This is a genomic window from Mesorhizobium neociceri (assembly GCF_013520985.1).
Taxonomy (GTDB): Bacteria; Pseudomonadota; Alphaproteobacteria; order Rhizobiales; family Rhizobiaceae; genus Mesorhizobium; species Mesorhizobium neociceri.
Genome location: NZ_JACDTY010000011.1, coordinates 123260 through 136988 on the forward strand (window position 1 = coordinate 123260; position 13729 = coordinate 136988).

General features: G+C 64.2%; 15 protein-coding genes and 1 pseudogene. 7 read left to right on the top strand and 9 right to left on the bottom strand.

Annotated features, from left to right (window positions below):
- Nucleotides 1-43: 43 nt before the first annotated feature.
- Nucleotides 44-901: an SMP-30/gluconolactonase/LRE family protein gene (locus H0241_RS21755; RefSeq protein ID WP_181059895.1), complete on the top strand. Its 858-nt coding sequence runs from the start codon at nt 44-46 to the stop codon at nt 899-901.
- Between the two features lie 18 nt (nt 902-919).
- Here H0241_RS21755 and H0241_RS21760 read toward each other — a convergent pair whose 3' ends face one another.
- From H0241_RS21760 to H0241_RS21775, 4 genes are all read right to left on the bottom strand, one after another.
- Nucleotides 920-2665 (bottom strand): SulP family inorganic anion transporter, encoded by a 1746-nt coding sequence (locus H0241_RS21760; RefSeq protein ID WP_181059896.1) that lies wholly within the window; start codon nt 2663-2665, stop codon nt 920-922.
- Nucleotides 2666-2745: 80 nt separating this feature from the next.
- Nucleotides 2746-3015: a helix-turn-helix domain-containing protein gene (locus H0241_RS21765; protein ID WP_181059897.1), complete on the bottom strand. Its 270-nt coding sequence runs from the start codon at nt 3013-3015 to the stop codon at nt 2746-2748.
- Nucleotides 3016-3301: 286 nt separating this feature from the next.
- Nucleotides 3302-4018, bottom strand: a complete 717-nt coding sequence (locus H0241_RS21770; RefSeq protein WP_181059898.1) for a phosphatase PAP2 family protein — start codon at nt 4016-4018, stop codon at nt 3302-3304.
- 7 nt (nt 4019-4025) lie between these two features.
- Nucleotides 4026-4367 carry a hypothetical protein gene (locus H0241_RS21775; protein WP_181059899.1) on the bottom strand — a complete coding sequence of 114 codons (342 nt, stop codon included), beginning with the start codon at nt 4365-4367 and terminating at the stop codon, nt 4026-4028.
- A 141-nt stretch (nt 4368-4508) separates the two neighbouring features.
- Between H0241_RS21775 and H0241_RS21780 the strand changes: the two genes are divergently transcribed.
- Nucleotides 4509-4778, top strand: a complete 270-nt coding sequence (locus H0241_RS21780) for a hypothetical protein (protein ID WP_181059900.1) — start codon at nt 4509-4511, stop codon at nt 4776-4778.
- A 134-nt stretch (nt 4779-4912) separates the two neighbouring features.
- Entirely contained in the window at nt 4913-5137 is a 225-nt protein-coding gene (locus tag H0241_RS21785) for a hypothetical protein (RefSeq protein WP_181059901.1), read from the top strand.
- Between the two features lie 12 nt (nt 5138-5149).
- On the opposite strand, the gene H0241_RS21790 is transcribed toward H0241_RS21785, so the two are convergent.
- The 3 genes from H0241_RS21790 to H0241_RS21800 all read right to left on the bottom strand — a co-directional run bounded on the left by H0241_RS21790 (nt 5150) and on the right by H0241_RS21800 (nt 7801).
- Nucleotides 5150-5830, bottom strand: a complete 681-nt coding sequence (locus H0241_RS21790) for a GNAT family N-acetyltransferase (RefSeq protein WP_181059902.1) — start codon at nt 5828-5830, stop codon at nt 5150-5152.
- On the bottom strand, nt 5827-6312 hold the full coding sequence (locus tag H0241_RS21795; protein WP_181059903.1) for a MarR family winged helix-turn-helix transcriptional regulator: 486 nt from the start codon (nt 6310-6312) through the stop codon (nt 5827-5829). Before H0241_RS21795 ends, H0241_RS21790 begins: the two co-directional genes overlap by 4 nt.
- A 286-nt stretch (nt 6313-6598) precedes the next feature.
- The gene (locus tag H0241_RS21800; RefSeq protein ID WP_328824781.1) at nt 6599-7801 is read right to left on the bottom strand and encodes a flavin-containing monooxygenase; all 1203 of its coding nucleotides are present in this window, start codon (nt 7799-7801) and stop codon (nt 6599-6601) included.
- A gap of 119 nt (nt 7802-7920) precedes the next feature.
- On the opposite strand from H0241_RS21800, the gene H0241_RS21805 reads away from it, so the two are divergent.
- Both H0241_RS21805 and H0241_RS36455 read left to right on the top strand, forming a co-directional pair.
- A complete protein-coding gene (locus H0241_RS21805; RefSeq protein WP_181059905.1) occupies nt 7921-8952 on the top strand; it encodes a phosphatidylglycerol lysyltransferase domain-containing protein in 1032 nt (343 codons plus the stop codon).
- Nucleotides 8953-9027: 75 nt separating this feature from the next.
- Nucleotides 9028-9157: pseudogene (locus H0241_RS36455) on the top strand (GIN domain-containing protein); the annotation flags it as partial.
- 36 nt (nt 9158-9193) lie between these two features.
- On the opposite strand, the gene H0241_RS21810 reads toward H0241_RS36455, so the two are convergent.
- Complete coding sequence (locus H0241_RS21810) at nt 9194-9973, bottom strand: ABC transporter permease (protein ID WP_181059906.1); 780 nt, start codon at nt 9971-9973, stop codon at nt 9194-9196.
- Entirely contained in the window at nt 9970-10914 is a 945-nt protein-coding gene (locus H0241_RS21815; RefSeq protein ID WP_181059907.1) for an ABC transporter ATP-binding protein, read from the bottom strand. The genes H0241_RS21810 and H0241_RS21815 overlap by 4 nt, the downstream gene beginning before the upstream one ends.
- A gap of 249 nt (nt 10915-11163) precedes the next feature.
- Here H0241_RS21815 and H0241_RS21820 point away from each other — a divergent pair, with 249 nt between their 5' ends.
- Nucleotides 11164-12525 carry a cytochrome ubiquinol oxidase subunit I gene (locus H0241_RS21820; RefSeq protein ID WP_181059908.1) on the top strand — a complete coding sequence of 454 codons (1362 nt, stop codon included), beginning with the start codon at nt 11164-11166 and terminating at the stop codon, nt 12523-12525.
- Nucleotide 12526: 1 nt separating this feature from the next.
- Nucleotides 12527-13531 (top strand): cytochrome d ubiquinol oxidase subunit II, encoded by a 1005-nt coding sequence (locus tag H0241_RS21825; protein ID WP_181059909.1) that lies wholly within the window; start codon nt 12527-12529, stop codon nt 13529-13531.
- Nucleotides 13532-13729 lie beyond the last annotated feature (198 nt).

Genomic DNA, 13729 nt, shown 5'->3' on the forward strand with positions numbered 1-13729 from the left:
CGAAATCTCTAGCTCTCCGCTCGTCATCACAGGAGACCTCGCCATGAAAACCCTCATCCCCTCGATTTGTGTCGCCGCCTTCGGCATCGCGCTTGCATCCACCGCCGAGGCTGGCGAGACTTGGCGCGCTTCCGGCTTCCAGCAGCCGGAATCGGCGCTGTTCGACGCCGCCAACAACCGCATCATCGTCTCCAACATCGTCGGCAATCCCGGCGAGGCCGACGGCAACGGTTATCTCTCGGTGCTGTCGCTGGACGGCAAGATCGTCACCCAACACTGGACCGACCGCATGGATGCACCGAAAGGCTCGGCAATCTCCGGCGGCAAGCTCTACGTCGCCGATATCACCAAGGTACGCGTCGTCGATCTCGCCAGCGGCAAGCTCGTCTCGACCATCGATGTGCCTGGCGCCGTCTTCCTCAACGACGTGACGTCGGACAGTTCGGGCAAGGTCTATGTCACCGACATGCTGGCCGATGCGATCTACCGCATCGACGGCGACAAGCCCGAGCTGTTTGTGAAGGACGCGATGCTGGCCGCGCCCAATGGCGTCTTCGCCGATGGCGGCCGGCTGATCGTGGCGTCCTGGGGCAAGGGCATCAAGCCCGACTTCAGCACCGCCGAGCCCGGCGGCCTGCTGTCGGTCGACCTCGCCAGCAAGGCCGTCACGCCGCTGCCCGGCGCGCAAAACTTCGCCGACCTCGACGGCGTCGTCGCCATCGGCGACAGCATCTACACCACCGCCTACATGACCGGCACGCTCTATCGCTACAAGGGTGGCGGTGTTCCGGAAGTTGTGGCGCAGTTCAAGCCGGGCAGCGCCGACATCGGCACAGACGGCAGGCGGATATTCGTGCCGCTGATGAACGAAGGCGAGATCGCGGTGCTGAGCCTAGATTGACGGCGCACACTTGCCGGCTCAGCCAGCGGGTGCGGCTTTGAGCTGCGCCCGCGCATCCTCGATCGAGGCGGCATAGGTCACCAGCGGGCGCTTGACGCCGTGGTTGATCAGCATGCGCCGCGTCTGCGGCGAGGCGCCGGCGATGATAAAGCGCACCCCGGCGCGCTTCGCCTTGTGGGCCGCGCCCCCGATGACATTGGCCGCGGTGGAATCGAAGAACGGCACCGCCGAGCAATCGAGGATGAAGTTCTTGCGCTGGTCGGCTATGCGGTCCAGCACCGTGCCGACGGTCGAGGCGGCGCCGAAGAAGAAGGCTCCGGAGATGCGATAGACGACGGTATCGGCGTCACTCGCCTCGCTGGCATCGTAGGCGCCGCCGCTGCTGTCGGCGACATCGTCCTGCACCAGCGGCAGGTCCGCCTCCACGGCGATCGACTTGGCCATGCGGTCGATGAACAGGATCGAGCCCAGCGCGAAGCCGACGACGATGCCTTCGGTGAGGTCACGAAAGACGACGATCAGGAAGGTCGCCATCAGCACCAGGGCGTCGCCGCGCGAAGCGCGCAGCAGCGTGGCGAAGGCCTGCTTCTCGAACATGTTCCAGCACACCACCGCCAGCACGCCGGCAAGGGCGGCAAGCGGGATGTAGCTGGCCAGTGGCGCGGCCACCAGCATGAAGACCAGCAGGAACAGCGAATGCAGCATGCCCGAAACCGGTCCATGCGCGCCGGCCCGCACATTGGTGGCGGTGCGGGCGATGGTGCCGGTGGCGCAGATGCCGCCGAACAGGGCAGACGCGATGTTGGCAAAGCCTTGCGCGACCAGCTCGCAATTGGAACGGTGGCGGCGTCCGGTCATGCCGTCGGCGACCACGGCCGAGAGCAGCGATTCGATAGCGCCGAGCAGGGCAAAGGCCACCGCATCCGGCAGCACCGCAATCGCCTTGTCGAGGCTGAGCGCCGGCAGCGCCGGAAACGGCAGGCTGCGCGGAATGCCGCCATAGCGGGTGCCGATCGTTTCCGCCGGCAGGGAAAGCAGCGCCACGACAAGCGAGGCCAGCCCGACGGCGATCAGCATGCCCGGCCAGCCGGGTCGCCAACGCTTCACGCCGACAATGGTGGCGATGGTCAGCACAGCCACCAGCGTTGCCGAGATGTTGAGCGTGCCGGCCGCCTGCCCGATCGCCATCAGCTTCGGCAGCAACGGCCCGGGCTCAGGCCCGGCAAGCGTCAGCCCGAACAGTTCGACGATCTGGCCGGAGAAGATAATGATGGCGATGCCGGCGGTGAAGCCGACCGTCACCGGGTAGGGGATGAATTTGATGTAGGTGCCGAGCCTGAGATAGCCGATGGCGAGCAGGAAGATGCCGGCCATCATCGTTGCCAGCAGCAGCCCATCGATGCCTTCGCGCTGCACCGTCGCCGCCACCAGCACGATGAAGGCGCCGGCCGGGCCGCCGATCTGGAAGCGGCTGCCGCCGAGCGCCGAGATGATGAAGCCGCCGACAATTGCCGTGAACAGGCCGCGCTCCGGCGTCACGCCCGACGCGATCGCAATCGCCATCGACAGCGGCAACGCCACGATGGCGACGGTCAGTCCGGCCATGAAGTCGGCCTTGAACTGCGGCAGGTGGTAACCCTCCCGCCAGACCGTCACCAGCTTGGGTGTGAACAGCTCGGAAAATGTCGGCTTTGCCGACTTCTGGGCCGACTTCTGGGCCGGCTGCTGGGTCGGTCGATGCGCTGCCTGACGGATCTGATCCATGAACTGCCCTTCCGCTTGCGTGAAGGCGGCGGGATCGTCGGCAGGACTGTCCGCGGTCGCCGTCGCGACTGTATGCCGGCTCAGCCTTGCGGGTTCGGCGGCGCGACCGGTTTGAGGCGTACGCCTCGGCCGCCGCGCTCGCTGGTCTGGTTCTCGCTGATCAGTTCCACCCCGGCCTCGTCGAGTGCCTGGATGACCTTCATCAGCGTGTCGACCACGCCCCTGACCACGCCACCGCTCGCTTCCATGCGCTGGATGGTCGGAAGCGAAACCCCGGCGCGCTCGGCGAGCGTCTTCTGATCGATGCCGGCCAGCGCCCTCGCGGCGCGCATCTGCGCGGCAGTGATCATCGGCCCGAACCCCCGTCTGAGTCTGCGGTTTCTACGTATAATACAATCACTGTGATGTTTCAACCATCATAAAGCATACATTAAACATGATCCATCGATGGAACCGGATGGCGGGGAACAGGATAAGCATGCTACGCACCTGCCCTGGTTCTCATTGGCGGAACATATCAGTTGAAGATTTTCAAGACCTTGATGACATCGGCAGCCTTGCTGTCGGCGGTTCTTCTGCTGGCAGGCTGTGGACACGGGCTGATCAACCGGCTGATCTGATTGTCGCTCCGCAGCGTCAGTCATCAAGCTCGCTGTCACTGTTCGCCACTACCTTGCGCCGCTGCAGCAGCCGCGCCGCCAGCCAGCACAGCATCGCCCAGGCAAAGCCGGCGCACCAGCCAGCCAGCACGTCGGATGGCCAGTGGACGCCGAGATAGACGCGGCTGACGCCGACCAGCAGCGTTGTCAGCACCGCGAGGCAGAGCACGAAGATCTTGGTCGTGCGCCCCGGCAGGAAGCGCGCCGCCAGCGAGCCGAGTGTGAGATAGGTCACCGCCGAGACCATGGCATGGCCGCTCGGAAACGACAGCGATGTCTCGGTGACGAGGTGCGAGACGAGATCCGGGCGTGGCCGGTCGATGCCGGCTTTCAGCAAGGTCGACAGCAACTGCCCGCCGGCGACCGCCGCCAGGACGAACAGCGCCGTCCCCGCCTTGCGAATGAGCAGGAGATAGACGATCACCGCCGTTACGATCAGCGTCAGCACTGCCGAGCTGCCGAGGCTGGTGATGTCGCGCATCGCCCCTTCCAGCCAGAGCGGTCCAACCGGGACATCGGGGTGGCCGGTCTGGCGAAAGGCGAGCAGGATCTCGGTATCGAAAGCATGCGGGGTGGTGTCGCGCGCCACCTCCATCAGCTCCTCGAATCCCCAAAGCCCGGCGGCGATCACCAGCCCGGCCAGCAACACCGGAAATTCAAACCAGTTGGTGAGCGTGCTCGAGGAGATCTTCATCGGGGTCCTACAGTCGCCCTTGCAGATAGGGCCCGAGCGTGATCAGCGCCACCGCGGCGATGGCCAGCACGATACCAGTCGCCTGCAAGGCATTGACGCGTTCGCCGAAGAACACCAGCGCCACGACATTGACCGATACAAGCTGGATCACCGCCGACAGGCTGAACGACACCGACATGCCGAACTCGCGGACCAGCCGCAGCATGATCAGATTGCCCAGCGTATAGAGCGCCAGCGTCACCACGATCTTGCCGAGGCTCGGCGCCAGCCCCCATTGCTTGGCCGCGGTTGCCGCAAGCAGGAAGATCACCGTCGAAATGACGAGCTGCGCCAGTCCCCAGAAACTCACTTTTGTGCCTCGCTGTCGTTGTGGCAGCCCTTGTTTCGCAAGCGCGCCGGCGCGTCAAGCAAGGGCGAGATTTTGCGGAATGTGCTAAGATTCGCTCTTGGGCAAGAAGGAGGCAGAGGTTCTTGCAAGGGGAGGGAATACATGGTTCGCATTTTTGCACTATCAGTCGCTTTCGCCACACTTGCACTTCCGGCCCTCGCCGGGGACACAGTCGATACCGCAAAAGTGACCTGCAAAGAGTACCTCGACAGCGATCACAATTTGATGGTGGCGATGGAGGCGGCGTTTCACGAGGCAATGAAGAACGACCCTAAGCTCGGCTCGCTCAATCAGGCCGCCTTATCCCTTGTGATGTGGGACAATTGCGCCGGCAAGACAGACACGAAGGTAATCGACGCCCTTCGGCAGTGATCGGTCCAGTGCAGCTTTGCCGAACTGCCGGCCTCATCGGCAAAGAACGTGTGAAGCGCCGCTAGGCTCACTCAAGCCTCGGGAAAGATTGGACATTTAAACGTGGCGCTCTAGGTCTTCCGGAGGAGGCTGCCATGCCAAAGTCTGTTTATGACCGTGGCCTGCTCAGGCCTGACGACATCGCCAGGCTGCAACGCGTGTTCGACGAGGCCTGCCGCAGGCGCGACGTGCATCCCGATTCGGCCGAGGCGCGGGAAGTCGCGCTGAACCTGCTCGCGCTCCACAATGCCGGCATGGTCGAGGAAGATATGCTTATGGAAACCGTCGGTTTCCGCCGGTTGGAGCCGAAATCGGCCTGAGGCAAAGGCAGCCTAGCCGGCCCGCTGCACGACGGCCACGTTCATCTCTGACCTCAGCTTGAAGCCGATGGATTCGTACAATCCGATCGCGTTGGCATTATTGGCATAGGCGTGCAGATAGGGCACCTCGCCGCGCGCCATGATCCGGTTGGACACGAACACCGACAGCAGCCTGCCGAGGCCGCCGCCGCGAAAGTCCGGATGCGAGCAGACGCCGCTGAGTTCGCTGTAGCCGGGCTGCTTCATGCGCTCGCCGGCCATTGCCGCCAGTCTGCCGCCGATCTTCACCCCCCAGAACTCCCCCAGGCTCAGCGCCTTAAGCGTGAACGGGCCCGGCTTGGTCAGCGACGCCAGAGCGAGCATCTCGGCTGCATCGTCCAGCGTCAGCTGCTGCACGCGCTCGTCCGACACGGCCGGCAAGGGCGTCTCGGCGACCATCTGCACGCCGAAGGCGGTCGCGGTCGCGGTCAATTCCGGCGGCAGGGCAATGGGATCCGCCTGAAGCATGAACACGCTTTCACCTGCGGCAACGAGCCTTGCGAGCGCCTGCAGGCTCTCAGCGTCATCTGCGCCGGAAGCCGCGAACGGGACGATCGATGAGGGATAGCGCCTGGCGAGCTTGTCACCTTGCGCGAAGGCCTGCTGACGCGTGGCTAGCGCGCTCCAGACGGGACGGTCGAGGACATGGCTCATCGCACGGCATCCTGTTTCACACGACGATCGAGCGGGGCCGCCTCCAGCCCGTCCTCTATTGCCGAGAGTTGTTCGAGAAGCGGCCCTGTTAGGCCTTTGCACAGGTCGGCGACGGCATTCTCGATGCGAGGCCATACGTCCCGCTTCGCCTTGTCGACCAGACGCTGACCATTCCCTGTCAGTGAGACCATCCTGCGGCGCTGATCGCCGTCCGACTGGATAACCTCGACCAGGCCCAGTTCAGCCAGCAGCGCCACGCTGCGCGTCACGCCCGGCTGGGTGATGCCGAGCGACTGCGCCAGCTCGCCGACAGGCAGTGGTCCCAGCCTGTCGAGCGCGGCGAGCAGAGGATACTGGCTCGACTGCACCGGCACCTCCAGGCCATCGAGCATGCGCTGCGTATCGGCCTGTAGTTGCTCGCCGATGCGTTTCAGCCTGCTGCCGAGCGTGAGGTAGCCGAGAGATCGAATGATGTCTTCCATGGGTGAGTCCGCTGGTTATTCATTACATGTTATATAATAAGGCAAGAAAAGAGAATCAAGGCTGCCATGATCAGGGGGCCGGAGCCTCTTAGCTTCGTCATCCCTGGGCGGAGCAGCCGCGTAGCGGCGTTGCGAAGACCCTGGGATCCATTCCGTGACCTTGACCGTGGAGTGCAGCGGAGCAGAACCTGCACCGCAGCGGCGCTCATGTGTTGCGGCATGGATCCTCGGGTCTGCGCCGCGTCGCTTCGCTCCTTGCTTCGCCCGTGGATGACGAAGGGACGGGCTACGACCCTCTGACGATCCGCCGGGCAATCGCTTCGGCCTGCAGGCCGGCGCTGTGGAAATAGCTGGCCAGGCTCGGGCGCATGCCGATGAACCACAGGCCGGGCTGGCCGCTCGGCGTGCCGCCATTGGCTTTCGGCACGCCCTTGGCGTCGAGCACGCCGAGATCGCCCAGCATGGTTTCCAGCCCGGTGCGATAGCCGGTCGCCGCGATCACCACATCCGGCGAGATCACCGTGCCGTCAGTCAGCCGCACGGCCTGGCCTTCGAAGGCCGCCACCGGCGCCACCACCGAAATCCGTCCGGCTTTCAGCGCGGCGACGGCGCCGTCGTCGACGGCAATCGCGATCTGCTCGACGCCGAGCCGGCTGGCGCCGCCCTTCGGCGCCGGCGGCAGGCCGAAGCGGATGAGGTCGCCGAACACAAGCCTTTGCGTCGCGGCGATCACGGCGTCGGCAATCCACGTCGGCAGCATCGCCATGAAGCCGCCGAAGCGCGCCACGGCAACCTTGCCGATCCGTTTCGGCATCAGCGATGGACCCTGCCTGGCCGACAGCCACACGGCTTCTGTGTCGGCGCAGGCAAGGTGGTTGAGCACGTCGAAGCCGGAATTTCCGGCGCCGGCCACCAGCACTTTCTTGCCGGCATAGTCCTCCGCGGTGCCGAAATCGGCGGCGTGGATCAGCTTGCCGGTGAACGTCGCCTTGCCGGGCCAGTCCGGCGTCCACGGCAAGCGATCACGACCTGTTGCAACGATGACGTGACGTGCGCTCAGCACGCCTTGGCCGGTATGGACGAGCCAGTGGCTGCCGCTGCGCTCGATCCGCTCGACGGCGGTGCCGAATTCGACCCTTATGCCACGGGTGCGGGCAAAATCCTCGAGATAGCCGACGATGACATCCTTGTTCGGAAAGGCGGCGGTGCGCGGCGGAAAGGCAAGGCCGGGCAGCGCCGACAGCGCGCGATGCGTGTTGAGGGTCAGCTTCTCGTGCCGCCGCCGCCACGGCTCGGCGATCCGCTGTTCCTTGTCCAGCACGACGGCCGCCATGCCGCGCCGGCCAAGCGCGTCGGCAGCGGCCAAGCCGGCCGCTCCGGCGCCGATGACGATCACCGTCTTGTCGGGTCCTTTCGGCCCCGGGACGATAGGCATCGTTTCGCTTGTCGTTGCCGCCATTCGGTCGAGATTCCCTTTTAGCTGCGCCATGGCGACCCGTCCTATATGGCACAGCGGCCATATGATCGATAATGAGGTCGCGTCAATGCGACTGATTCGAGGCCCTGGGGGCAGGCCTCTGTTTATCATCGGCCCGCGGAAGCTCGACCATGCCCTCCTTGCGTATCTTTCTCGACAGACTGCTGGAGGGCGCCGCAGCCAAGGTGCCGCGCCAGGATTTGACGCATGTCGAGCGGCTGGCGCTGGTCCGCCGGCACGGCGACTTCTCGCTGGCCTATTCGACCGCCGTGCAGCAAAAGCTCTCGTATTTCGGCGACGCCGACGGCTATATCGCCTTCGGCACCAAGATGAAGCACCATTTCGCGCTCGGCGACCCGGTGGCCCATCCATCGGACCGACCCGACTACATAAGACGCTTCGTCGAAGCCGCCGACAGCCCATGGTTCGTGCAGATCGGCGAACCGACGGCGCGCGTGCTGTCCGGGCTTGGCTACAAGGTCAACCGTCTCGGCATCGACACGCGGCTGGAGCTTCCCGCGCACGACTTTTCCGGCAAGCGCAACGAAACCGTGCGCTATTCCGAACGCTGGCTCCTGAAGAAGGGGTTTTCCTTTGGCGAGGGAGCGGTCTATCTCGACGAGGTCCAGCGCCTGTCGCAGAACTGGCGGGCCGACCGTATCGTCAAGCGCTGGGAGATGGCCTTCCTCAACCGCCCCTTTGCCGATCATCTCGGCATCGATATGCGCCGTTTCGTGCTCTACAGCCCGGAAGGCGAACTTGTCGCTCTGCTCGATTTCGATCCGCTGTTCAGGGACGGCAAGGTGATCGGCTACACCACCTCGTTCAAGCGCAAGCACATCGACGCCTCGCCGCATGCCGAAATCGGGCTGACCAAATTCGCCGTCGACCGTTTTCGCAATGAGGGCCTTTCCGTCGTCACGCTCGGCCTGTCGCCGATGCTTGACGTCGGGGCCAATGAGTTTGCCGAATCGAGCTTCTGGCGTAGCGCCTTCGAGCGCGCCTATGAATCGCCCTGGGTCAACCGCAGCAAGTTCAACCTCAAGGGCCAGGCGGCGTTCAAGCGCCGCTTCCATGGCGTCGAGGAGCCGACCTACATCGCCTTCCGAAAGGGGACGCTGGTCGAGATGTTGGGACTGCTGCGCCTGATCAAGGCGATCTAGCAAGATCCGTGGCGGCCAACGCGGCCGATCTGCCCTCAGCAAAACTGTAGATTTTGACCGACGCCACCAAGCAGTGCCGAGGTGACCGCGCAGGCGGATGCGGATGTCTCGATTTCCGGCAGCGGCGATGTCGATCTCTACGGCCACCCGATCCATGAAGCGTTCGCAGATCAGAGGCAGCGGCAGCATCACCAATGTGCCTTAGCCTCTACCGTCCGCGTCGAGCTTTGCCGGCTACCGTTCAGTTGCGCAGCCGGTAGCCGGTCCTGAAGATCCAGGCGACGATGGCGATGCAGATGGCCAGGAACACGACCGTCATGCCGAGGCTGACGCCGACCGATACGTCCGACTTGCCATAAAAACTCCAGCGGAAGCCGCTGATCAGGTAAACGACCGGGTTGAACAGCGTCACCGTGCGCCAGGCCTCGGGCAGCATGTTGATCGAATAGAAGCTGCCGCCGAGGAAGGTCAGCGGCGTGATGATCAGCAGCGGCACCAGCTGCAATTGCTCGAAGCTTTTCGCCCAGATGCCGATGATGAAACCGAACAGGCTGAACGTCACCGCGGTCAGCACCAAGAAGGCGAGCATCCAGACCGGGTGCTGGATATGCAGCGGCACGAACAGCGAGGCCGTCGCCAGGATGATCAGGCCGAGAATGATCGACTTGGTCGCGGCGCCGCCGACATAGGCGATGACGATCTCCAGATAGGACACCGGCGCGGACAGAAGCTCATAGATGGAGCCGACGAATTTCGGGAAATAGATGGCGAAGGAGGCGTTGGAGATCGACTGCGTCAACAGCGACAGCATGATCAGGCCGGGCACGATGAAGGCGCCATAGCTGATGCCGTCGATCTCGGTGATGCGCGAGCCGATCGCCGAGCCGAAGACGACGAAATAGAGCGATGTCGAGATCACCGGCGAGACGATGCTCTGCAGCACGGTGCGGAACGCACGCGCCATCTCGACCCGGTAGATCGCCCATACTGCACGAAAATTAGGGACTGCACGCCAATTCATGGGTCTTGCCTCAACAGATTGACGAAGATCTCCTCGAGCGAGCTGTTTTGCGTGTCCATGTCGCGGAACTGGATGCCGGCCGCCTCGAGCTCGCGCAGCAGCGAGGCGACGCCGGGGCGTTCGCTCTGATTGTCATAGGTGTAGGTCAGCTGCCCGCCATCCGGCGACAGCTCCAGCGCATAGCGCGAGAAAGCGTCGGGAATGGCGGTGAGCGGCGAGCGCAGCTCCAGCACCAACCGCTTGCGGCCGAGCTTGCGCATCAGCTCGGCCTTGCCCTCGACCAGGATGATCTCGCCGCGGTTGATGACGCCGACGCGGTCGGCCATCGCCTCGGCCTCTTCGATGTAATGCGTGGTGAGGATGATGGTGACGCCGTCGTCGCGCAGCCGGCGCACCATCGCCCACATGTCCTGGCGCAGCTCGACATCGACGCCGGCGGTCGGCTCATCGAGGAACAGCACGCGTGGCTCATGCGACAGCGCCTTGGCGATCATCAGCCGCCGCTTCATGCCGCCCGACAGCGTGATCGCCTTGGCGTCCTTCTTGTCCCACAGCGAGAGGTCGCGCAGCACCTTCTCGACGAAAGCAGGGTTCGGCGGCTTGCCGAACAGGCCGCGGCTGTAATTGACGGTTGCCCAGACGCTCTCGAATGCATCGATGGTCAGTTCCTGCGGGACCAGCCCGATCAGGCTGCGCGCGGCGCGGTAATCGCGGTTGATGTCATGGCCATCCACGGTAACGGTGCCGGACGAGCGGTTGACGATGCCGCAGACGATCGAGATCAGCGTCGTCTTGCCGGCGCCGTTCGGACCCAGCAGCGCGAAGATCTCGCCGCGTTCGATGTCGAGATTGATTTCCTTCAGCGCCTTAAAACCGGTGGCGTAGGTCTTGGTGACCCCGGAAATCGAAATGATGGAGGGCGAATTATTAGTGGAAGACATGGGGCGGGAAACGACTGCCTGAAAGGGATTTTTATTGCGCTGAATGTCGGTGCGCACGGCCGGAAGTCAATGCCGCTGCTGACAATTGTGGACAAACATTCCCTTTTTGCCGTTTCGGCAGGGTAGCGAGGGACGCTGACGGTTTGGCCCGGTCTGCTGCGACAACGCGCCCCGCGTGGCGCCACGCCGCTTTGACCGCGCCGCGTCCGCGGCCTATTCTTCGGCCAACAACAGCAGCCGGAGCCCGCCATGGACCCGCTCATCCTGTCGCGTATGCAGTTCGGGGCGAACATTTCGTTCCACATCCTGTTTCCGACAATCACGATTGCGCTTGGCTGGGTGCTGCTGTTCTTCAAGCTCCGCTACAATGCCACCAATGATTCCGCCTGGATGCGCGCCTATTTCACCTGGGTGAAGGTGTTCGCGCTGTCCTTCGCTATGGGCGTGGTGTCGGGCGTCACCATGAGCTTCCAGTTCGGCACCAACTGGCCGGGCTATATGGAGCATGTCGGCAACATTGCCGGGCCGCTGCTCGCTTACGAAATCCTCACCGCCTTCTTCCTCGAAGCGGCCTTCCTCGGCATCATGCTGTTCGGCTTCCGCCGCGTCTCCAACCGCGTCCACACGCTGGCCACCGTGCTGGTCGCCGGCGGCACCACCTTGTCCGCCTTCTGGATCATCGCGCTCAATTCCTGGATGCAGACGCCGGCCGGCTTCGAGATGATCGACGGCAAGGCGCATCCCGTCGACTGGTGGGCGATCGTCTTCAACCCGTCCATGCCTTACCGTCTGGTGCACATGCTGATCGCCTCGGGGCTCACCGTCTCGTTCCTGATCGCCGGGCTGTCGGCGCTGCGCTATCTCACCGGCGACCGTTCGGAATCGATGTGGAAGGCGCTGCGCACCGGCGTCTTCACCGCCGCGATCCTGATCCCGATCCAGATCCTTGCCGGCGACCAGCATGGGCTGAACACGCTGGAGCACCAACCGCAGAAGATCGCCGCCATGGAGGCCAACTGGAACACCGGCCCGCACGTGCCGCTGGTGCTGTTCGCGTGGCCCGACGAGGCGGCGAAGGAAAACAAATTCGAGATCACCATTCCCGATGGCGCCAGCCTGGTGCTGCGGCACTCGACCAGCGGCATCGTGCCGGGGCTCAACGACTATCCCGGCCTCCATCCGCCGGTCCTTCCGTTGTTCTGGGGCTTCCGCATCATGGTCGGCACCGGCATTTTGATGCTCATCGTCTCATGGTCGGCGACCTTCTTCCTCAAGCGCCGCCACAGCCTGCCGAAGCCTCTGGCCATGCTGATGGTGCCGATGTCGCTATCCGGCTGGCTGGCGACGCTGGCCGGCTGGTACACCACCGAGATCGGCCGCCAGCCCTGGCTGGTCACCGGCGTGCTGAAGACGGCGGACGCCGTCGGCCCGGTCGCCGGCAGCCATGTCGCGCTGACGCTGGCGATCTATCTCATCCTCTATGTGCTGTTGCTGATCGCCTATCTCGGCGTGCTGGTGCACCTGGCGCTGAAGGCGGCCAAGGACGGCGATACGTCGCCGCTACCGGGCGTCATGAAGACGGCGATGTCGCAGCCGGCTGCAGGAGAGTGACATGAGCTTCGACTGGCCAACCGCGCTCCCCCTCATCTTCGCCGGCCTGATGGGCCTCGCCATTTTGATCTACGTCATTCTCGACGGCTTCGATCTCGGCATCGGCATCCTGTTTTCGGTCGCCGAAGATGCCGAGCAGGACACGATGATCGCGGCCATCGGCCCGTTCTGGGACGCCAACGAGACCTGGCTGGTGCTGGCCGTCGGCCTGCTTTTGGTCGCCTTCCCGATGGCGCATGGCGTCATCCTGACCGCGCTCTATTTGCCGGTCTTCGTGCTGCTCGTCGGCCTCATCCTGCGTGGCGTCGCCTTCGATTTCCGCGCCAAGGTGCCGGCCGGCAAGAAGCATCGCTGGAACCGCATCTTCTTCCTCGGCTCCATCATCGCCTCGCTGGCGCAGGGCTATATGCTCGGCGTCTATGTGCTCGGCCTCGATGTCGGCCTTGGCGGCATCGCCTTCGGCGCGCTGGTCGCGCTCTGTCTGTCGGCCGCCTACGCCGCGATGGGCGCCGCCTGGGTCATCTACAAGACCGAAGGCGAATTGCAAAAGAAGGCAGTCGCCTGGCTGCGCACAGCGCTGGTGGTGACCGCGCTCGGCATGGCGGCGGTGTCGCTGGCCACACCCTTCGCCAGCCCGCGCATTTTCGCCAAATGGTTCGTCTGGCCGGAAATGCTCTATCTGTCGCCGCTGCCGATCCTGTCGGCGCTGCTGTTCCTGTGGCTGTGGCGGCAGACCTTCCATCTGCCCAAGCCCGACGACCGCCATGCGCTGCGGCCGTTCCTGACGCTGGCCGCCATCTTCGCGCTCGGCTTTGCCGGGCTGGCGTGGTCGTTCTACCCCTTCGTCGTGCCCGACAAGCTGACCATCTGGCAGGCGGCGTCGGCAACCGAAAGCCTCGCCATCATCCTCGCCGGCACGGTCGTCGTGCTGCCGGTGATTATTTTCTATTCGTTCTATGCGTACCGGGTGTTTGGTGGGAAGGCGACGGATCTGACGTATGATTGAGGGCGCTCGCTAACGGCGGCTGGCGTAGGCACCCCCTCTGGCCTGCCGGCCATCTCCCCCTCAAGGGGGGAGATCAGATGGCACTTCGGCTTTCGCCAATCGCCAACGGCGGTAATGAGGCAGAACAGTTAAGCTGCTAATCTCCCCCCTTGAGGGGGAGATGCCCGGCAGGGCAGAGGGGGGTGCTGTCCCGCCAGC